General features: G+C 57.5%; 17 protein-coding genes and 2 tRNA genes. 1 reads left to right on the forward strand and 18 read right to left on the reverse strand.

The window, feature by feature from the left end; translation table 11 throughout:
* Positions 1-190: 190 nt before the first annotated feature.
* The 15 genes from pnp to rlmE form a co-directional block, all read right to left on the reverse strand.
* On the reverse strand, positions 191-2,296 hold the full coding sequence (gene pnp / locus P2T68_RS31485) for a polyribonucleotide nucleotidyltransferase (RefSeq protein ID WP_024077433.1): 2,106 nt from the start codon (positions 2,294-2,296) through the stop codon (positions 191-193).
* A gap of 195 nt (positions 2,297-2,491) precedes the next feature.
* On the reverse strand, positions 2,492-2,761 hold the full coding sequence (gene rpsO, locus P2T68_RS31490) for a 30S ribosomal protein S15 (RefSeq protein ID WP_003176135.1): 270 nt from the start codon (positions 2,759-2,761) through the stop codon (positions 2,492-2,494).
* A gap of 115 nt (positions 2,762-2,876) precedes the next feature.
* Positions 2,877-3,794, reverse strand: coding sequence for a tRNA pseudouridine(55) synthase TruB (truB, locus tag P2T68_RS31495; RefSeq protein ID WP_010562682.1), 918 nt, complete (start codon positions 3,792-3,794; stop codon positions 2,877-2,879).
* A gap of 3 nt (positions 3,795-3,797) precedes the next feature.
* Positions 3,798-4,193 (reverse strand): 30S ribosome-binding factor RbfA, encoded by a 396-nt coding sequence (gene rbfA / locus P2T68_RS31500; RefSeq protein ID WP_024077434.1) that lies wholly within the window; start codon positions 4,191-4,193, stop codon positions 3,798-3,800.
* Between the two features lie 159 nt (positions 4,194-4,352).
* Positions 4,353-6,878, reverse strand: a complete 2,526-nt coding sequence (infB, locus tag P2T68_RS31505; protein WP_024077435.1) for a translation initiation factor IF-2 — start codon at positions 6,876-6,878, stop codon at positions 4,353-4,355.
* A gap of 27 nt (positions 6,879-6,905) precedes the next feature.
* Positions 6,906-8,387: a transcription termination factor NusA gene (nusA, locus tag P2T68_RS31510; RefSeq protein WP_008057419.1), complete on the reverse strand. Its 1,482-nt coding sequence runs from the start codon at positions 8,385-8,387 to the stop codon at positions 6,906-6,908.
* 47 nt (positions 8,388-8,434) lie between these two features.
* Positions 8,435-8,893: a ribosome maturation factor RimP gene (gene rimP / locus P2T68_RS31515; protein ID WP_032865935.1), complete on the reverse strand. Its 459-nt coding sequence runs from the start codon at positions 8,891-8,893 to the stop codon at positions 8,435-8,437.
* A gap of 140 nt (positions 8,894-9,033) precedes the next feature.
* Positions 9,034-9,110, reverse strand: a tRNA-Met gene (locus P2T68_RS31520).
* Positions 9,111-9,206: 96 nt separating this feature from the next.
* Positions 9,207-9,292: transfer RNA gene (locus P2T68_RS31525), tRNA-Leu, on the reverse strand.
* A gap of 22 nt (positions 9,293-9,314) precedes the next feature.
* Complete coding sequence (gene secG / locus P2T68_RS31530) at positions 9,315-9,698, reverse strand: preprotein translocase subunit SecG (protein WP_010206600.1); 384 nt, start codon at positions 9,696-9,698, stop codon at positions 9,315-9,317.
* Between the two features lie 4 nt (positions 9,699-9,702).
* Positions 9,703-10,458 (reverse strand): triose-phosphate isomerase, encoded by a 756-nt coding sequence (gene tpiA, locus P2T68_RS31535; RefSeq protein WP_069077025.1) that lies wholly within the window; start codon positions 10,456-10,458, stop codon positions 9,703-9,705.
* A 66-nt stretch (positions 10,459-10,524) separates the two neighbouring features.
* On the reverse strand, positions 10,525-11,862 hold the full coding sequence (gene glmM, locus P2T68_RS31540) for a phosphoglucosamine mutase (protein WP_024077437.1): 1,338 nt from the start codon (positions 11,860-11,862) through the stop codon (positions 10,525-10,527).
* Positions 11,863-11,878: 16 nt separating this feature from the next.
* On the reverse strand, positions 11,879-12,730 hold the full coding sequence (gene folP / locus P2T68_RS31545) for a dihydropteroate synthase (RefSeq protein WP_277378742.1): 852 nt from the start codon (positions 12,728-12,730) through the stop codon (positions 11,879-11,881).
* An 8-nt stretch (positions 12,731-12,738) separates the two neighbouring features.
* A complete protein-coding gene (ftsH, locus tag P2T68_RS31550) occupies positions 12,739-14,649 on the reverse strand; it encodes an ATP-dependent zinc metalloprotease FtsH (RefSeq protein ID WP_032803717.1) in 1,911 nt (636 codons plus the stop codon).
* Positions 14,650-14,849: 200 nt separating this feature from the next.
* Positions 14,850-15,500: a 23S rRNA (uridine(2552)-2'-O)-methyltransferase RlmE gene (gene rlmE, locus P2T68_RS31555; RefSeq protein WP_015885924.1), complete on the reverse strand. Its 651-nt coding sequence runs from the start codon at positions 15,498-15,500 to the stop codon at positions 14,850-14,852.
* A gap of 105 nt (positions 15,501-15,605) precedes the next feature.
* Here rlmE and P2T68_RS31560 point away from each other — a divergent pair, with 105 nt between their 5' ends.
* Positions 15,606-15,914 (forward strand): YhbY family RNA-binding protein, encoded by a 309-nt coding sequence (locus P2T68_RS31560; RefSeq protein WP_017139256.1) that lies wholly within the window; start codon positions 15,606-15,608, stop codon positions 15,912-15,914.
* 9 nt (positions 15,915-15,923) lie between these two features.
* Here P2T68_RS31560 and P2T68_RS31565 read toward each other — a convergent pair whose 3' ends face one another.
* From P2T68_RS31565 to carB, 3 genes are read right to left on the reverse strand one after another with little or no spacing between them, the layout of a single operon-like run.
* The gene (locus P2T68_RS31565) at positions 15,924-16,328 is read right to left on the reverse strand and encodes an MFS transporter (RefSeq protein ID WP_168233245.1); all 405 of its coding nucleotides are present in this window, start codon (positions 16,326-16,328) and stop codon (positions 15,924-15,926) included.
* Positions 16,329-16,356: 28 nt separating this feature from the next.
* Positions 16,357-16,833: a transcription elongation factor GreA gene (gene greA / locus P2T68_RS31570; RefSeq protein ID WP_024077441.1), complete on the reverse strand. Its 477-nt coding sequence runs from the start codon at positions 16,831-16,833 to the stop codon at positions 16,357-16,359.
* Positions 16,830-20,051, reverse strand: coding sequence for a carbamoyl-phosphate synthase large subunit (carB, locus tag P2T68_RS31575; RefSeq protein ID WP_024077442.1), 3,222 nt, complete (start codon positions 20,049-20,051; stop codon positions 16,830-16,832). The genes greA and carB overlap by 4 nt, the downstream gene beginning before the upstream one ends.
* Positions 20,052-20,067: the final 16 nt, after the last annotated feature.

Consider the following 20,067-nt stretch of genomic DNA (forward strand, 5'->3'; position numbering starts at 1 on the left):
CCCTTTAAAAACAATGCATTAACAAATACCCATCTTTTCGAAATCGTGCAACTTGCATGAACCGCGTCGTGCCTGCGTGCAAGTTGCGGTTTTTTGGCTTGGATTAAACAACTGATTTTTCGGGCTTTTTCCGCCGCCATAAAAAAAGGACTCCGAAGAGTCCCTTTTTCAGCGTGAAACCTGCGGGTGATTAAACGCCCGAAGCTTTGGCTGCTGCTACATCTTTGATGGACAGCTTGATACGGCCGCGGTTGTCCACGTCCAGTACCAGCACTTCCACTTCCTGGCCTTCTTTCAGAATGTCGGTCACTTTCTCAACACGAGCGTCGCTCAGCATGGAGATGTGAACCAGACCGTCTTTGCCCGGCAGGATGTTGACGAATGCGCCGAAGTCGACGATGCGTTCAACTTTACCGACATAGATCTTGCCGATCTCGGCTTCCGCGGTGATGCCCAGAACGCGCTGACGCGCGGCCTCTGCAGCTTCCTTGGTTTCGCCGAAGATCTTGATCGAGCCGTCGTCTTCGATGTCGATCGAAGCCTTGGTCTCTTCACAGATCGCACGGATGGTCGCGCCGCCTTTACCGATAACATCACGGATTTTGTCGGTGTCGATTTTCATCGCGATCATGGTCGGAGCGTTTTCCGACAGCTCGGTACGGGACTGACCAATGATCTGGTTCATCTGACCGAGGATGTTCAGGCGCGCTTCCAGGGCTTGGCCCAGGGCGATCTCCATGATCTCTTCGGTGATGCCCTTGATCTTGATGTCCATCTGCAGCGCGGTAACACCTTTAGCGGTACCAGCGACTTTGAAGTCCATGTCGCCCAGGTGGTCTTCGTCCCCCAGGATGTCGGTCAGGATGGCGAACTTCTCGCCTTCTTTAACCAGGCCCATGGCGATACCGGCAACCGGTGCCTTCATCGGCACACCAGCGTCCATCAGCGCCAGGGAAGCACCGCAAACGGAAGCCATGGAGCTGGAACCGTTGGACTCGGTGATTTCCGACACCACACGGATGGTGTACGGGAACACGTCAGCAGCAGGCAGCATGGCCTGAACCGAACGGCGGGCCAGACGGCCGTGACCGATTTCGCGACGACCCGCACCGCCCATGCGACCACACTCGCCCACCGAGAACGGAGGGAAGTTGTAGTGCAGCATGAACGGGTCTTTTTTCTCGCCTTCCAGGGTGTCCAGCAGTTGTGCGTCACGGGCAGTACCCAGGGTCGCGACAACCAGCGCTTGGGTTTCACCACGAGTGAACAACGCCGAACCGTGAGTCTTCGGCAGAACGCCGACTTCGATGTTCAGCGGACGCACCGTGCGAGTGTCACGGCCGTCGATACGTGGCTTGCCGTTAACGATGTTCTCGCGAACGGTGCGGTATTCGATTTCACCGAATGCAGCCTTGACGTCGCTGGCCGAAGGCTGGCCTTCTTCGCCGGACAGCTTGGCAACAACCTGATCCTTCAGCTCACCCAGGCGAGCGTAACGGTCGGCCTTGATGGTGATGGTGTAGGCCTGGGAGATCGCTTCGCCGAACTCGGCACGGATAGCGCCCAGCAGTTCGGTGGCTTCCGGGGCAGCAGCCCAGGTCCAGGTTGGCTTGGCAGCTTCAGCGGCCAGTTCTTTAACGGCGTTGATCACGACCTGGAACTCGTCGTGAGCAAACAGTACCGCGCCCAGCATCTGGTCTTCGGTCAGCTCTTTGGCTTCCGATTCAACCATCAACACGGCTTCCGAAGTACCGGCAACGACCATGTCCAGGCTCGAAGCTTTCAGCTGCTCGTAAGTCGGGTTCAGCAGGTAGCCGGTGCTTTCGTGGAAGGCAACGCGGGCAGCACCGATCGGACCATCGAAAGGAATACCGGAGATGGCCAGGGCAGCCGAAGTACCGATCATCGCAGCGATGTCCGGATCGGTTTTCTTGCTGGTGGAAACGACGGTGCAGACAACCTGCACTTCGTTCATGAAGCCTTCTGGGAACAGCGGACGGATCGGACGGTCGATCAGTCGGGAAGTCAGGGTTTCTTTCTCGGAAGGACGGCCTTCGCGCTTGAAGAAACCGCCAGGGATCTTACCGGCAGCGTAAGTCTTTTCCTGGTAGTGGACAGACAGAGGGAAGAAACCCTTGCCTGGATCGGCTTGCTTGGCACCTACAACGGTTACCAATACGGTGACGTCGTCGTCAACGGTAACCAGCACTGCGCCGGAAGCTTGACGGGCGATACGGCCTGTCTCGAGGGTAACGGTCGACTGACCGAACTGGAATTTTTTGATAACCGGGTTCACGGTGTCCTACCTTCTTTGTGGCTCTTGGGGAACTTGTCTTCTTACGAAATTCTTGGGCAATGTCGGGAGTCGGCCCAACCGTTGTCCAGGGGTAAAACGTGTATCCAGATAAAACTTGAGGCTGGGAGCCTGCCATGAGCCAGCGGGAATCCCACTGACACACGGCAGACAACCAACCTCTAGCGCAATCGCTGATTAGCGACGCAGACCCAGGCGACCGATCAGAGCCTGATAACGACCCAGATCCTTGCCTTTCAGGTAGTCCAGCAGCTTACGGCGCTGGTTTACCATGCGGATCAGACCACGACGGGAGTGGTGATCTTTACCGTTGGCCTTGAAGTGACCTTGCAGCTTGTTGATGTTGTGGGTCAGCAGTGCAACTTGCACTTCTGGCGAACCAGTGTCACCAACAGCTTGCTGATAGTCAGCTACGATTTGTGCTTTTTCTTGAACGTCGAGAGCCATGAGGCAATCCTTTTTTCAGGAAACTGCCCAAAGGGCAGTTTCAACAGGCCAGGGACAAATCCCTGTATCTAAAAATGAGTGTTGACCGTGCCTGTTAACAGCCACACTCGTTCGGTCATTCTGACCGAATCAGTCGACGCGGCGCGATGCGCCCGTCTTCGCTCACTTCACCGATACCGATAAAGCGACCGTTATGATCCTGTACTCGCACCATGCCAAATTTCGGGGCATCCGGGGCACGTACCGGCTGGCCATTGAGCCAATAGAACGCGCTGTGCTCCGAGAAGTGCAGCAATGGCCAATCAAGCAAACCGCTGTCCGATGGCATCAGGAAGCGATCAACCGCCTCGTTGCCGCCTTCGGCATGCACCGCCTCCAACTCTTCCAGCGTGACCGTTTGGGCCAGGCTGAAAGGTCCGGCCTGTGTGCGTCGCAGCTCTGCAACGTACGCGCCGCAACCGAGCTTCTCACCAATATCTTCCACCAGGGTCCGGATATAGGTGCCTTTGCTGCAGTCCACCGCCAAGCGGGCGGTGTCGCCTTCACAGGCGAGCAATTCCAAGCGCGCAATAGTAACAGAACGCGGTTCGCGCTCCACTACTTCGCCCGCACGTGCCAGCTTGTAAAGAGGCTGCCCATCCCGCTTGAGAGCCGAGTACATCGGCGGTATCTGACTGATTTGCCCGCGAAAAGCGGGTAAAACAGCTTCGATATCAGCACGACCAACGGTCACGTCGCGAACCTGCAGAACATCACCTTCGGCATCGGCCGTGGTAGTGGTCTTGCCCAGTTGCATCAGGGTTTCGTAACCCTTGTCGGAGTCGAGCAGGTATTGCGAGAACTTGGTGGCCTCGCCAAAGCACAACGGCAGCACGCCGGTGGCCAGGGGATCGAGGCTGCCCGTGTGCCCGGCCTTTTCGGCATTGAGCAGCCAGCGGACCTTCTGCAACGCGGCATTGGAGGTAAAGCCAATGGGTTTGTCGAGCAGAATGATGCCACTGACATTGCGACGGATACGTTTAACCTGAGCCACCGCTTACTCCTTGGCGTCTTCAGGTGTGGACGGGTGCTGATTATCTTCAGCCACTGCGCGCTCGATCAGTGCCGACAGGTGCGCACCCCGCACGACGCTTTCGTCGTAGTGGAAGTGCAACTGAGGCACGCTGCGCAGCTTCATCTCACGGGCAAGCTGCATACGCAGGAAGCCGGCGGCAGCGTTGAGCACCTTGATGCTTTGCGCGATTTCTTCGCTGCTGTCCTGGCCCATCACGGTGATGAAGATCTTGGCGTGACCCACGTCACGGCTCACTTCAACGGCAGTGATAGTGACCAGGCCAACGCGCGGGTCTTTGACTTCGCGACGGATCAGTTGAGCCAGCTCGCGCTGCATCTGATCGCCGATACGTTGGGTACGGCTGTATTCTTTTGCCATGTCTTGTTACCTGTTACTGCCACACGGTGAAATCCGTGGGGTCTGAAAGCGGCAAACGCCCGGCCTGACAAAAGCCAGACCGGGCGTTGCGTTTAGAGTCCGGACGCGGCGCGGGGCATTTGCATGCCCACACGCGGCGTGGCCCTTGAAGTGCGCGAGTTAGAGGCTGCGAGCAACCTGAACCTTCTCGAAAACTTCGATCTTGTCGCCAACCTTGACGTCGTTATAGCTCTTGACGCCGATACCGCACTCCATGCCGGCACGTACTTCTGAAGCGTCATCCTTGAAGCGGCGCAGGGATTCCAGCTCGCCTTCGAAGATAACGATGTCTTCACGCAGTACACGGATTGGACGGTTACGGTAAACGGTGCCTTCGATAACCATACAGCCGGCGATCGCGCCAAATTTCGGCGAACGGAACACGTCACGTACTTCGGCAACACCCAGGATATTTTCCCGGACGTCGCTGCCAAGCATGCCGGTAAGGGCTTTCTTGACGTCTTCGATGATGTCGTAGATGACGTTGTAGTAACGCATGTCCAGGCCTTCCTGCTCGACGATCTTGCGAGCGCCAGCATCGGCACGCACGTTGAAGCCGAACAGTACAGCGTTGGAAGCCAGTGCCAGGTTAGCGTCGGACTCGGTGATACCACCAACACCGCCACCAACAACACGCACTTGCACTTCGTCGTTACCCAGGCCGTTCAAGGCGCCGTTCAACGCTTCGAGGGAACCACGAACGTCAGATTTGAGGACGATGTTAAGCGTCTTCTTCTCTTCCTGCCCCATGTTCTCGAAGATGTTTTCCAGCTTGCCGGCGTGAGCACGGGCCAACTTGACTTCGCGGAACTTGCCTTGACGGAACAGAGCCACTTCACGGGCTTTCTTCTCGTCGGCAACCACGCTCATCTCGTCGCCAGCGTCCGGGGTACCGTCCAGGCCGAGAATCTCGACAGGGATGGCCGGACCAGCTTCCTTGATGGACTTGCCGTTCTCGTCAAGCATGGCACGTACACGGCCGTAGTTCGAACCGACCAGCACCATGTCGCCTTGGCGCAGGGTACCGTCTTGAACCAGGACGGTCGCAACCGGGCCACGGCCCTTGTCGAGGCGGGACTCAACCACGACACCGCGGCCAGGAGCCGATGGAGTAGCGGTCAGTTCCAGAACTTCGGCTTGCAACAGAACGGCTTCAAGCAATTCGTCAACGCCAGTACCCATCTTCGCGGAGACCGGTACGAATGGAGTGTCACCACCCCACTCTTCAGAAGTCACGCCGTGAACCGACAATTCGCTACGGATGCGATCGAGATCAGCGCCCGGCTTGTCGATTTTGTTCACTGCCACCACCAACGGTACGCCAGCTGCCTTGGCATGCTGAACGGCTTCGATGGTTTGTGGCATCACGCCGTCGTCCGCTGCGACCACCAGGATCACGATGTCGGTCGCCTTGGCACCACGGGCACGCATCGCGGTAAACGCGGCGTGACCTGGGGTGTCGAGGAACGTCACCATGCCGCGATCGGTTTCAACGTGGTAGGCGCCGATGTGCTGGGTAATACCGCCAGCCTCACCTGCTGCAACCTTGGCACGACGAATGTAGTCGAGCAGGGAAGTTTTACCGTGGTCAACGTGGCCCATTACGGTCACGACTGGTGCACGGGAAACGGCTTCACCTTCAAACTTCAGGGACTCGGCCAGGGAATCTTCCAGGGCTGTGTCGCTGACCAGGGTCACTTTGTGGCCCAGCTCTTCCGCAACCAGTTGGGCAGTTTCCTGGTCCAGTACCTGGTTGATGGTGGCCGGGGTGCCCAGCTTGAACATGAACTTGATGATTTCAGCTGCCTTGACCGACATCTGCTGGGCGAGGTCGCCTACAGTGATGGTCTCGCCGATCTTCACTTCACGCACGACAGGGCCGGTTGGGCTCTGGAAACCGTGGGCGTTGCGTTTTTTCAGCTTGGCCTTGCCGCGACCACCACGACGGAAGCCATCGCTTTCTTCGTCGGTAGTCCGTGGCGCAACGCGTGGCGCAGGCGCTTTCTCTTTGACCGAGGCGCGATGCGGAGCGTTTTTGCGCTCGCCATCACCACCACCACCGCGACGATTGTTATCGTCGGCACGTGGCTTGTCCGGACGACGAGGTTCGTCGCGTTTACGAGCGTCAGCAGCAGGTGCTGGTGCAGCGGCAACCGGAGCGGCCTCACGCACAGCTTCTACAGGCGCAGCAGGGGCCGCGACTGCATCAGTGGCAGCAGGTTGCGCAGCAGCAGGCTGGCGACGCGCTTCTTCTTCGGCGCGACGCTTGGCTTCTTCTTCAGCCTTCTGGCGAGCAGCATTTTCTACTGCACGACGTTCTTCCAGTTCGCGTTTACGCTCGGCTTCGATTTCTTCCGGGCTGCGCTGCACGAAGACTTTCTTCTTGCGCACTTCAACGCTAATGCTCTTGCTACCAGCAACACGCAGGGTGCTGGTGGTTTTGCGCTGCAATGTAATCTTGCGCGGTTCTTCCACTTTCGCCTTGTGGCTGCTCTTCAAGTGAGTCAGCAAAGACTGCTTCTCACTATCGCTCACACCTTCATCGGCGGCGGTGTGCGGCAGACCTGCCTCACGCATCTGCTGCAACAGGCGCTCTACCGGTGTTTTGACCTCATCGGCCAGTTGTTTCACCGTGACTTGCGTCATGCACTTCTCTCCTCAGGCCGCGCCTAATTACTCGAACCAATGGGCTCGGGCGGCCATGATCAACTTGCCGGCACGATCATCGTCAATGCCGTCGATGTCGAGCAGATCGTCAATAGACTGCTCGGCCAGGTCTTCGCGGGTAATTACGCCGCGCACCGCCAGTTCCATCGCCAAATCCTTGTCCATACCCTCAAGCGAGAGCAGGTCTTCGGCCGGATGGGCGTCTGCCAGCTTTTCCTCAGTAGCGATGGCTTTAGTCAACAAACGATCCTTGGCCCGAGCGCGAAGCTCGTTGACGGTGTCTTCGTCAAAGCCGTCGATGTTGAGCATTTCTTCCAACGGTACGTAGGCAATCTCTTCCAGGCTGGTGAAGCCTTCATCTACCAGCACCTGCGCCAGATCTTCGTCGACTTCCAACTCGTCGATAAAGTTGCGCAGGATGTCACCGGTTTCAGCTTGCTGCTTAGCCTGGATGTCCGATTCGGTCATCACGTTCAGGGTCCAGCCGGTCAGTTGGCTGGCCAGACGCACGTTCTGACCACCACGACCAATGGCCTGAGCCAGATTGTCTGCGCCAACGGCGATGTCCATTGCATGGGCATCTTCGTCAACGATAATTGCCGCCACTTCAGCCGGCGACATGGCGTTGATCACGAACTGCGCCGGGTTATCGTCCCACAGGACGATGTCCACACGCTCACCGCCCAATTCGCCCGACACTGCCTGGACGCGCGAACCGCGCATACCAATGCAAGCGCCCTGCGGGTCGATGCGTTTGTCCTTGGAGCGGACCGCGATCTTGGCGCGCGAACCCGGGTCCCGGGACGCAGCCATGACTTCGATCAGGCCTTCGGCGATTTCCGGCACTTCGATACGGAACAGTTCGATCAGCATTTCCGGCGCGGTACGCGACAGGATCAGCTGAGGGCCGCGGTTCTCGGTGCGGATTTCCTTGAGCAGCGCACGCAGACGCACGCCGACACGGAAGGTTTCGCGAGAGATGATGTCTTCACGGGCCAGCAACGCTTCGGCGTTGTTGCCCAGGTCGACGATCACGTTGTCGCGGGTAACTTTTTTCACAGTACCCGAGATGATTTCTCCCAGGCGCTCGCGATAGGCGTCAACGACTTGAGCGCGCTCGGCTTCGCGAACCTTCTGCACGATGACCTGCTTGGCGGTCTGTGCAGCAATACGGCCGAACTCGATCGATTCGATCTTTTCTTCGACAACATCACCCACCTTGGCACCAGGATGCGTTTCAGCAACCTTGCTTGGCCAGGTTTCAATGGCCGGATCATCAAGATCGGCTTCTTCGACGACCGTCCAGCGACGGAAAGTCTCATAGGCACCGGTGTGGCGGTTGATTTCCACACGCAGATCAACTTCGTCTTCAAAACGCTTTTTGGTAGCAGTGGCCAGGGCCAACTCCAGCGCTTCAAAAATCACGTTTGCCGGTACGCCCTTTTCATTGGATACCGACTCAACAACCAGCAGTACTTCTTTGCTCATCGTACGCCTCGCCTTTCGCAAGCCATTGGATCCGCGGGATCCGCGTCTCAGTCAAAACTGGGAATAATGTTGGCCTTGTCGATCATATCGATCGGCAACAGGAACTCATGGTCTTCTACCTGCACCACGACGTCCTGCTCTTCTACACCGCGCAGAAGGCCCTGAAAATTGCGTCGCCCTTCAAAGGGAGATCGCAGCTTGATCTTCACTTGTTCACCGGCAAATTTTGCAAACTGATCAATAGTGAACAGTGGGCGTTCCATGCCTGGCGAGGAAACTTCGAGGGTGTATTCAACGGCGATTGGATCTTCAACATCCAGGACACCGCTGATCTGACGACTGACAATGGCACAATCGTCCACCAGCACGCCGCCCTCTTTATCGATATAAACGCGCAACATTGAGTGGCGACCTTGAGCCGAAAACTCAATACCCCAGCATTCATAGCCTAGGGCCACGACCACCGGGGCCAGCAAGGCCTGCAACTCTTCTAGCTTGCTCGACACCTGAACCCCCTCGTGCATGTATGTGCATGCTGTGCAAAATAAAAAAATGGGCGAAACGCCCATCCTTGAAACGCCGTCGAACAGCGGCGTTGAAAGTGTCCAGCTAACAAAAAGCCCCTTAAAAGGGGCTCCGCTAAAACTGGTTGCGGGGGCCGGATTTGAACCGACGACCTTCGGGTTATGAGCCCGACGAGCTACCAGACTGCTCCACCCCGCGACAAAGCTGGGGCGGAAGTATACGACCGATCCCTTACAGGGTCAATGTAACCTTCCACCTACAAGAAAGCCCGCAACAGCGGGCTCTCCTGATAATTGGTACCGAGAAGGGGACTCGAACCCCTACACCCTATGGGCACAACCACCTCAAGGTTGCGTGTCTACCAATTCCACCACCTCGGCAATACAGCGTTTACAACCCTTCTTACTTCTGCTCTTGAGCTGGAGGTACGTCAGTCGCTGGAGTAGCCGACTTTTGCTCTTGAAGCACCGGGACATCATCAGAAGCCGGTTTTGCTTTTGGCACTTCCAACACTGCTGGGTTTGGGAGACCTACTTGAGTCAGCACATGAGCTTTCTCTTTAGCAAAGTAACCTAACCCCAAGCTGGTTATGAAGAAACCGGCGGCAAGTATAGCAGTAAACTTACTAAGAAAGGTAGAGGAACCTTGGCTTCCGAATACAGTATTTGAAGCACCTGCACCGAAAGACGCACCAGCATCCGCACCTTTACCCTGTTGCAACAAAACCAGGGCAACTACGCCCAGGGCAGCCAACAGATGAAAAACGACTACGACTGTTTCCAGCATTTTTTCAGTTTCCCGCGGCGCGACAAATCGCACCGAACTCATCTGCATTCAGGGAGGCTCCACCAATGAGCCCCCCATCGATATCCGGCATGCCGAACAGTTCGACCGCATTGGCCGCCTTCACGCTGCCGCCGTATAGAAGACGCACACCTTGTGCGACTTCAGAATTCTCTGCCGCCAACTGCGCGCGGATGGCTGCGTGCACATCCTGCGCCTGTTGCGGTGTAGCAGTCAGCCCGGTACCAATGGCCCAGACCGGCTCGTAAGCAATTACTGCCTTTGCAAATGCACCAACACCCAACTCTTCAATGATGCTGCCCAGCTGACGCGAGACAACCTCAAGAGTCTTACCCGACTCACGCTGCTCAAGGGTCTCCCCTATGCACAACACTGGAATCAGGCCACAAGCCTGTGCTGCCGCGAACTTGCGGTTGAGCGTTCCATCACGCTCACCCATCATCTGACGGCGCTCGGAGTGTCCGACAAGCACGTAGGAACAACCCGCATCGACCAACTGACTTGGTGCAGTTTCACCCGTCAGAGCACCTTGCATGGCTTCCACTGCAGAATTCTGCGCGCCGACCTGAATCGACTTACCTTTCAAGCCATCAACCACTTGGGTGATATGCAGGCAAGGCGGGAAAACCGCAACATCAACACCGCTAGGCAAGGCCAAGTGACGAAGGCCATTGATCAGCTCAGCGACACTGGCGCGGGTACCGTGCATCTTCCAGTTACCAGCTACCATAGTGCGACGCATGCTGTACCTCGTCGGTCAAAGTGGGCGCAGATGTTACCCAACCACATCATCACTGGCAAGCCGAATTCAGGCGCAAACTTCAGTTACCAGTTTTGCCAGGTCTTCGGCGTGCCCCCGAACCTGTGTTTCATCCTCGCCTTCGACCATAACGCGCACCAAAGGCTCCGTACCGGACTTGCGTAGCAATACGCGACCACGTCCCGCCATCGCCAGGGTCACGCGCTCGCAGGCCTCTTTGACAGCAGGGTGCTCGATCGGATTATCGCCACCGGCAAATCGCACATTGAGCAACACTTGCGGACATTTGCGCAGGGCTTGACGCGCCTGGGCAAGACTCTCGTCGCGTCGACGCAATGCCAGCAGCACTTGTAGCGCGGCAATAATGGCGTCGCCCGTAGTCGTGTGCTGGAAGCACACCACGTGCCCCGAGTTCTCGCCACCCACCTGCCAATTACGCTCCTGCAGTTCGGCGATCACATAACGGTCACCCACATTCGCACGAACAAACGGAACCCCCAGCTCGGCCAAGGCCAGCTCAAGCCCGAGATTACTCATCAGCGTGCCAACGACGCCGCCTTGCAGCTTGTTACGTTCATGCAGGTCGCGAGCGATGATGAACAGCAGGTCATCGCCATCAACCACGGTACCGGTGTGATCAACCATCAGGACACGATCACCGTCGCCATCAAACGCGATACCCAGGTCGGCATGCTCAGCCAGAACGGCTGCCTGCAGTTGCTCCATATGGGTCGAGCCGCAGTTTTCATTGATGTTCAGCCCGTTAGGCTGAGCCGACAGCACGGTAACCTGCGCACCCAATTCCTTGAATACACTTGGCGCCACCTTGTAGGTCGCACCATGGGCGCAGTCGACAACAATCTTCAACCCCGCAAAATTGGTACTACTTGGCACACTGCTCTTGCAGAATTCGATATAACGGCCAGACGCGTCATTGATTCTCGACACCTTGCCCAGCTTACTGGATTCGACCACCGTCATCGGCGCATCCAGAAGCTCTTCGATCATCAACTCGATCTCGTCAGGCAGCTTGGTGCCCTGCCCCGAGAAAAACTTGATGCCATTATCGTCATGGGGATTGTGCGAAGCACTGATCACGATACCGGCTTCAGCGTGGAAAGTACGCGTCAGGTATGCGATCGCCGGAGTCGGCATCGGCCCCAGCAGCATAACGTCAGCACCGGCAGCGGACAGACCCGCCTCCAGTGCCGATTCAAACATATAACCCGAGATACGGGTGTCCTTGCCCACCAGGATGCGGCATGCGCCCATGCTACGGAACGCCATACCGGCCGCCCAACCCAGCTTGAGCATGAAATCAGGAGTAATCGGATATTCGCCGACCCGACCACGGATACCGTCGGTGCCAAAGTATTTTTTAGTCATAAGTGCTCCATCATTCTTATTCGGCTAATTCTACAGCGGCGATCATTCGCACCACATCGACGGTCTCGGCGACATCATGCACGCGCAAGATACGCGCGCCCTTGGTTACCGCAAGCGCCGCAAGTGCAAGGCCACCGTACAACCGCTCACCCACCGGACGATTCAAGGCGAGCCCTATCATGCTCTTGCGCGAAACCCCAACCAACAGGGGCCGACCAAGGGCATGCAAAGCTTCCATATGCTTGAACAGGCTTAAATTGTGCTGCAAGGTCTTGGCGAACCCGAACCCGGGATCAAGGATGATCTTCTCAGGCGGGATGCCAACAGTGGCGCACTGGGCGATCCGTGCAGCAAGGAACCCACTCACTTCACCCACCAGGTCGTCATAGTGAGGGCAGTCCTGCATGTTGCCGGGCTCGCCCAACATATGCATCAGGCACACTGGAAGGCCGGACGCCGCCGCCGCATCCAAGGCACCGTCACGCTGCAGCGAACGCACGTCATTGATGAGTCCCGCACCCAGGCGCGCTGCCTCACGCATCACCGCTGGCGTGGATGTATCAACCGATATGATGACATCCAGTTCACGAGCAATGCGCTCGACAACCGGCGCCACGCGCTCCAGTTCCTCCAACGGAGAAACAAAGCGAGCGCCAGGCCGAGTGGACTCACCACCGACATCAATCAGGGTCGCTCCTGCAGCCACCATCGACTCAGCATGACGCAACGCTGCGTCCAGCTGGCTGAAGCGGCCGCCGTCAGAAAAGGAATCAGGGGTGACATTAAGAATGCCCATGACATGTGTCTGGGCCAAATCAAGAACCCGGTTGCCGCAAGGCAACCGGGTAGAGGACAACGCAAAAGTCATTTCAAACCTTAGTGGTCAGCTGCGGGGCCGCCGATCGGGGTTTCAGGGCGTTCATTCTGCACCACTGGCGGAGTACCCGAGGTACCTGAACCACCTTCCCAATCGCGAGGCTCACGCGGTGTACGGCCAGCCATGATGTCGTCGATCTGATCGGCATCGATGGTTTCGTACTTCATCAGCGCATCAGCCATCGCATCCAATTTGTCGCGATTGTCGGTCAGGATCTGCTTGGCCGTACCGTAGCACTGGTCAATGATGCTGCGCACTTCGGAGTCGATCAGCTTGGCTGTCTCACCAGAGAAGCTGGCGCTCTGACCGCCACCACCACGACCCAGGAATACTTCACCCTCTTCCTCGGCATACATCAACGGACCGAGTTTTTCCGACAACCCCCACTTGGTCACCATGTTCCGTGCAATCTGGCTGGCACGCATGATGTCGTTGGAGGCACCGGTGGTCACCCCGTCGAAGCCCAAGGTCATCTCTTCAGCGATACGACCGCCGTACAGCGAACAGATCTGGCTGATCAGCGCACGCTTGGAGAGGCTGTAGCGATCCTCCTCCGGCAGGAACATGGTGACACCCAGCGCCCGACCACGAGGAATGATCGAAACTTTATAGACAGGGTCATGCTCAGGCACCACACGCCCTACAATGGCGTGGCCAGCTTCGTGATAAGCGGTGTTTTGCTTCTCTTTCTCGGACATGACCATGGATTTGCGCTCAGCGCCCATCATGATCTTGTCTTTCGCCAGCTCGAATTCTTTCATTTCAACGATGCGCTTGCCGGTACGGGCCGCAAACAGCGAAGCCTCGTTTACCAAGTTGGCCAGGTCAGCACCCGAGAAACCTGGGGTACCACGGGCGATCACGGCCGGAGCCACGTCGTCACCCATCGGCACTTTACGCATGTGGACTTTCAGGATCTGTTCGCGACCACGGATATCCGGCAAGCCAACCACCACCTGGCGGTCGAAACGACCTGGACGCAGCAGCGCAGGGTCCAGCACGTCCGGACGGTTGGTCGCGGCGATTACGATGATGCCATCGTTCATCTCGAAACCATCCATCTCAACCAGCAACTGGTTGAGGGTCTGCTCACGCTCATCATGACCGCCGCCCATGCCAGCGCCACGATGACGACCTACGGCATCGATTTCGTCGATGAAAATGATGCACGGTGCGTGCTTCTTGGCCTGCTCGAACATATCGCGAACACGGCTGGCACCGACGCCGACAAACATCTCGACGAAGTCAGAACCGGAAATGGTGAAGAATGGCACTTTGGCTTCACCGGCAATCGCCTTGGCGAGCAAGGTTTTACCGGTACCTGGAGGACCAACCATCAGCACCCCGCGAGGAATACGGCCGCCCAGGCGCTGGAACTTGCCTGGGTCGCGCAGGAACTCTACAAGTTCACCGACTTCTTCCTTGGCTTCGTCGCAACCAGCAACGTCAGCCAGGGTGGTTTTCACCTGGTCTTCGGAGAGCAGGCGCGCCTTGCTCTTGCCGAAGCTCATCGGCCCGCCCTTGCCTCCCGCACCACCTTGCATCTGGCGCATGAAAAACATGAACACGGCGATAATCACCAGGATCGGGAAGCTGGCGACCAGCAACTGGGTCCAGATGCTCTGCTGCTCAGGCTGCTTGCCTTCAACAACCACGTGGTTATCCACTAGGTCGCCGATCAAACCGTTGTCCTGAATTGCCGGACGAATGGTCTTGAAGCTGTCGCCATCGTTGCGTTTGCCGGTGATCACGTAGCCATCAACCGCTACGCGCTCGACCTTGCCATCCTTAACTTGCTGGATGAAGTCGGAATAGTTGAGGGTCTGCGGCTCGTTAGGGCTGGAGAAGTTGTTCATCACCGTCACGAGGACAGCCGCGATGATCAACCACAGGATCAGATTCTTTGCCATATCGTTCAATTAACTACCCTCTGAAGCAAGCTCCGCTACTGGCGCGCGCTTCGCATGATATTCACCGGCCTAACTTACTACATTACCTACAACTCTGGCAGGCGCCGTCTGTAACCCTTTGTGAAACTTTGACTACACAATATTCGTAAAGCTTCGTGACGAAAGCGATATAAAAAAACCTATCGCCCTCCTCGAATTCCTCAAAAACGCTCTTCACTCGCCGCGCCTTCGACACCACGGAAGCCGCGGCACAGCAAGTATTGCTCTCTGGACCTGTCCCGGGAAGAGTCAGGCTTACGCGTCTGCACCTTGTCGAACAACTTGCGGATGTTCTTGTGGTACTCGTCAAAACCTTCTCCCTGGAACACCTTCACCAGGAAATCGCCACCAGGACGCAACACCCGACCCGCCAGATCCAGCGCCAATTCGCAAAGGAACATGGCCCGCGGCATATCAACGGCCGGTAATCCACTCATATTGGGGGCCATGTCGGAAATCACAAGGTCTACCTGCGAATTTCCCACAGCCTCGAGGATCTGGGCGAGCACGGTGTCCTGGGTAAAGTCGCCATGAACGAAGGTCACGTCCGGGATGCTGTCCATTTCGAGGATGTCGGAAGCGATCAGGCGACCTTGACCACCAATCAGACGACTGGTCACCTGGGACCACCCACCAGGGGCCGCACCAAGATCGATAACGCTCATGCCTGGACGAATCAACTTGTCCTTGTCCTGGATCTCCAACAGCTTGTAGCTGGCCCGGGAACGATAGCCATCCTTTTGCGCCTTTTTGACGTAAGGATCGTTGAAATGCTCTTGCAGCCACTTAAGGCTAGTTTTGGAACGGGCCACGGGCCACCTCGAAAATAAAACGGGTCGTGATTAACTGGGCGGTCCCGGACTCGCTCGGGTAAACTGGCCGCCGCTTTTTACAAGATCAGACGCAGGGGTCAGATTATGCCGCTCACTCAAGAGCAGAAGAAACAGTACAAATCCATTGGCCACCATCTGAAACCAGTTTTGATTGTGGCAGACAACGGTTTGACTGAAGGTGTGTTAGCCGAACTTGAACGCGCACTGGGCGATCACGAACTGATCAAGATCAAGGTCAACATCCTTGACCGCGAAGCGCGCCTGGCCGCCATTGCAGAACTGTGCAAGGTGGGCAAGGCGGACCTGGTTCAGGTCATCGGCAAGATGGCGCTGCTGTATCGCAAGAACTTCAGCGTCAACAAGCAACTGTCGAACGTTCATCGCTTCAAATGACAACAAGGGTCACGGGCGCGCCTCGCGCGCCCCGCCACTCCACCCGGGCGCCGGCTGCATGACCAGCACCAGGCCGGAAAACCCTAGCACAAGATAGCTGAATAACTGCCAGCGCAACGCTTCCGGCAGCCATACATGCACCACGCAAAACATCGCGCATGCATACAGCGCCATCAACAGCAGTTGCCCGCGAATATCCCGCCACAAACTCCTCAAGCCTTCGGCCTTGATCAGCACCAGCGCCTGAAGCGTCACGCACGCCGCTGCGAAACTCACCAGCAACGCGCTCAATAATCCATCGATTTCATCGATCAGCAACGGCGCCAGACCAATCAGGCCCAGCGCCGGTACCACGCCAATGTGCAACAGCCACAGGCCACCCACCCAAAGCATCTGGGCAAGCTGCCAAAGCATAGCGCCCGCACGAAGCGGGCGCCGCCTTTCAGATATGGCGGACTTCAACAATCTCGTACTCGATCACGCCGCCAGGCGTCTTGACCGCCACCACATCACCCTCTTCCTTGGCAATCAAGGCGCGAGCCAGTGGAGAACCAACGGAGATCTTGCCGAGTTTGAAGTCAGCTTCGTCCTCACCCACGATGTGGTAGACCACGCTTTCGTCAGTCTCGACGTTAGCGATTTCCACTGTTGTGCCGAAAATCACTTTGCCAGTATGCGGGATGGTCGTGACGTCAATGATCACCGCATTCTGCATACGGCCTTCGATGTCACGGATCCGCGCCTCGACCATACCCTGCTGCTCGCGAGCAGCGTGGTATTCGGCGTTTTCCTTCAAGTCACCCAGCTCGCGGGCCGTACCGATGTCCTGGCTCAGCTTTGGACGTACGACCTTGGTCAGATGGGCGTGCTCCTCTTCCAAGGCCTTCGCGCCTTGGACGGTCATTGGGTATTTGGTCATGCCTTCAATCCTGCGTGTAGATCCTGCAAGCGACGCACGGTCTTTTCCGGACCGAACTTGAGCGCTTCGCAGATAGCTTCGCCAGCAGCAATGGTAGTGGTGCAGTAGATCTTATGCTGCAAGGCGTTACGACGAATGGAGTAAGAGTCCGCAATCGACTGGCGACCTTCGGTGGTGTTGATGATCAGGGTGACTTCGTCATTCTTGATCATGTCGACCACGTGCGGACGGCCTTCCGTCACCTTGTTCACGCGACGCACTTTCAGGCCGGCAGCTTCGATCAGCTTGGCGGTCCCGGCGGTGGCCACGATTTCGAACCCCAAGTTGATCAGATCACGGGCCACGCCTGCAACCAGTGGCTTGTCATCATCACGCACGCTGATGAAAGCAGTACCGCCGGTTGGCAACACTTCGCTGGCGCCCATTTGAGCCTTGGCGAAAGCTTCGCCGAAGGTATCGCCCACACCCATCACTTCACCGGTGGACTTCATCTCTGGGCCCAGGATCGGGTCCACGCCAGGGAATTTGGCGAATGGGAACACCGCCTCTTTCACACTGTAGAAGTTCGGAATGATTTCCTTGGTGAACCCGATTTCCTTCAGAGTCTTACCTGCCATCACACGCGCAGCGATCATGGCCAGGGACACGCCGATGCACTTGGACACAAACGGCACGGTACGCGAGGCACGCGGGTTGACTTCGATGACGTAGATGTCTTCGCCCTGCAGCGCCAACTGTACGTTCATCAGGCCGACCACGCCCAACTCCAGGGCCATTTTCTTGACCTGTTCGCGCATCTCGTCCTGGATGTGCGCTGGCAACGAGTAAGGCGGCAGCGAGCATGCGGAGTCACCGGAGTGAACGCCCGCCTGCTCGATGTGCTGCATGATTGCGCCGATGACCACGTCGGTACCGTCGCAAACAGCATCCACGTCCATCTCGATGGCGCAGTTGAGGAAGTGATCCAGCAGCACCGGGCTGTCGTTGGATACTTTCACCGCATCACGCAGGTAACGCTTGAGCTCTTCTTCTTCGTAGACGATTTCCATCGCACGGCCGCCCAGCACGTAGGAAGGACGCACCACCAGCGGGTAGCCGATCTTGCTGGCTGCACGGATGGCTTCGTCTTCGCTGCGCACAGTGGCGTTTGGCGGCTGACGCAGGTTCAGGCGCTCAACCATTTGCTGGAAGCGCTCGCGGTCTTCTGCACGGTCGATAGCGTCCGGGCTGGTGCCGATGATCGGCACGCCGGCAGCTTCAAGGGCACGTGCCAGTTTCAGCGGGGTTTGGCCGCCGTACTGGACGATCACGCCTTTTGGCTTCTCGACGCGCACGATTTCCAACACGTCTTCCAGGGTCACTGGCTCGAAGTACAGACGATCGGAGGTGTCGTAGTCAGTGGAAACAGTTTCCGGGTTGCAGTTGACCATGATGGTCTCGTACCCGTCTTCGCGCAGGGCGAGAGCGGCGTGTACGCAGCAGTAGTCGAACTCGATACCTTGGCCGATACGGTTTGGACCGCCGCCCAAGATCATGATCTTGTCGCGACCCGACGGCGCCGCTTCGCACTCTTCCTCGTAAGTGGAGTACAGGTAGGCGGTGTCGGTGGAGAACTCGGCCGCGCAGGTGTCAACGCGCTTGTAGACCGGGAAGATTTCCAGTTTGTGGCGGTACGTGCGCAGGTTTTTCTCAGTCACACCCAGCAGCTTGGCCAGGCGCTGGTCGGAGAAGCCCTTGCGCTTGAGGCGGAACATCATGTCGCGATCGATGCTGGCCAGGCCCAGGGTCTTGACCTTCTCTTCTTCCTTGATCAGATCTTCGATCTGCACCAGGAACCACGGGTCGATCATGTTCATGCCGAAGATGTCTTCGACGGTCATGCCGGCGCGGAAGGCGTCAGCGACGTACCAGATACGCTCGGCCCCAGGCACAGTCAGCTCGCGCTTGAGCACACTCATGCTTTCCGGGTTGCTCAGGTCAAGTTTTTCGTCCAGGCCGCAAACACCCACTTCCAGGCCACGAAGGGCTTTCTGCAGGGATTCCTGGAAGGTCCGGCCGATGGCCATGACTTCACCCACCGACTTCATCTGGGTGGTCAGGCGCGCGTCAGCCTTGGCGAATTTCTCGAAGGCAAAACGTGGCAGCTTGGTCACGACGTAGTCGATGGACGGCTCGAAGGACGCCGGGGTCTTGCCGCCGGTGATGTCGTTCGACAGTTCGTCCAGGGTGTAACCCACGGCCAGTTTGGCCGCGACCTTGGCGATCGGGAAACCGGTAGCCTTCGAGGCCAGGGCCGACGAACGGGACACACGCGGGTTCATTTCGATAACGACCATGCGACCGGTGGTCGGGCAGATGCCGAACTGCACGTTAGAACCGCCAGTCTCCACACCGATCTCACGCAGCACCGCCAGGGAGGCGTTACGCAGGATCTGGTATTCCTTGTCGGTCAGGGTCTGTGCTGGAGCCACGGTGATCGAGTCACCGGTGTGCACGCCCATCGGGTCGAAGTTTTCGATGGAGCAGACGATGATGCAGTTGTCCTTCTTATCGCGGACAACCTCCATCTCATATTCTTTCCAGCCGATCAGGGATTCGTCGATCAGCAGCTCTTTGGTCGGAGACAGGTCCAGGCCACGGGCGCAGATTTCTTCGAACTCTTCACGGTTGTAAGCGATACCGCCGCCGGTGCCGCCCATGGTGAAGGAAGGACGGATGATGCACGGAAAGCCCAGGGTCTCGAGGACCGCGTTAGCTTCTTCCATGCTGTGAGCGATACCGGAACGTGGGCACGCCAGGCCGATGGACTTCATGGCCTTGTCGAAGCGGGAACGGTCTTCAGCCTTGTCGATAGTGTCGGCATTGGCACCGATCATCTCTACGCCGAATTTCTCCAGGACGCCTTCGCGTTCCAAGTCCAGGGCGCAGTTCAGGGCGGTCTGGCCGCCCATGGTTGGCAACAGTGCGTCCGGACGCTCTTTCTCGATGATCTTGGCAACGGTCTGCCACTTGATCGGCTCGATGTAGGTGGCGTCGGCCATGGCCGGGTCAGTCATGATAGTGGCTGGGTTGGAGTTCACCAGGATGACGCGGTAGCCCTCCTCGCGCAGCGCCTTACAGGCCTGGGCGCCGGAGTAGTCGAATTCGCAGGCCTGGCCGATTACGATCGGGCCAGCGCCGAGAATCAGGATGCTTTTTATGTCAGTACGTTTTGGCATGGGTTTGTCACTCAAA

The organism is Pseudomonas sp. G11 (assembly GCF_029457515.1).
GTDB classification, from domain to species: domain Bacteria; phylum Pseudomonadota; class Gammaproteobacteria; order Pseudomonadales; family Pseudomonadaceae; genus Aquipseudomonas; species Aquipseudomonas gorinensis.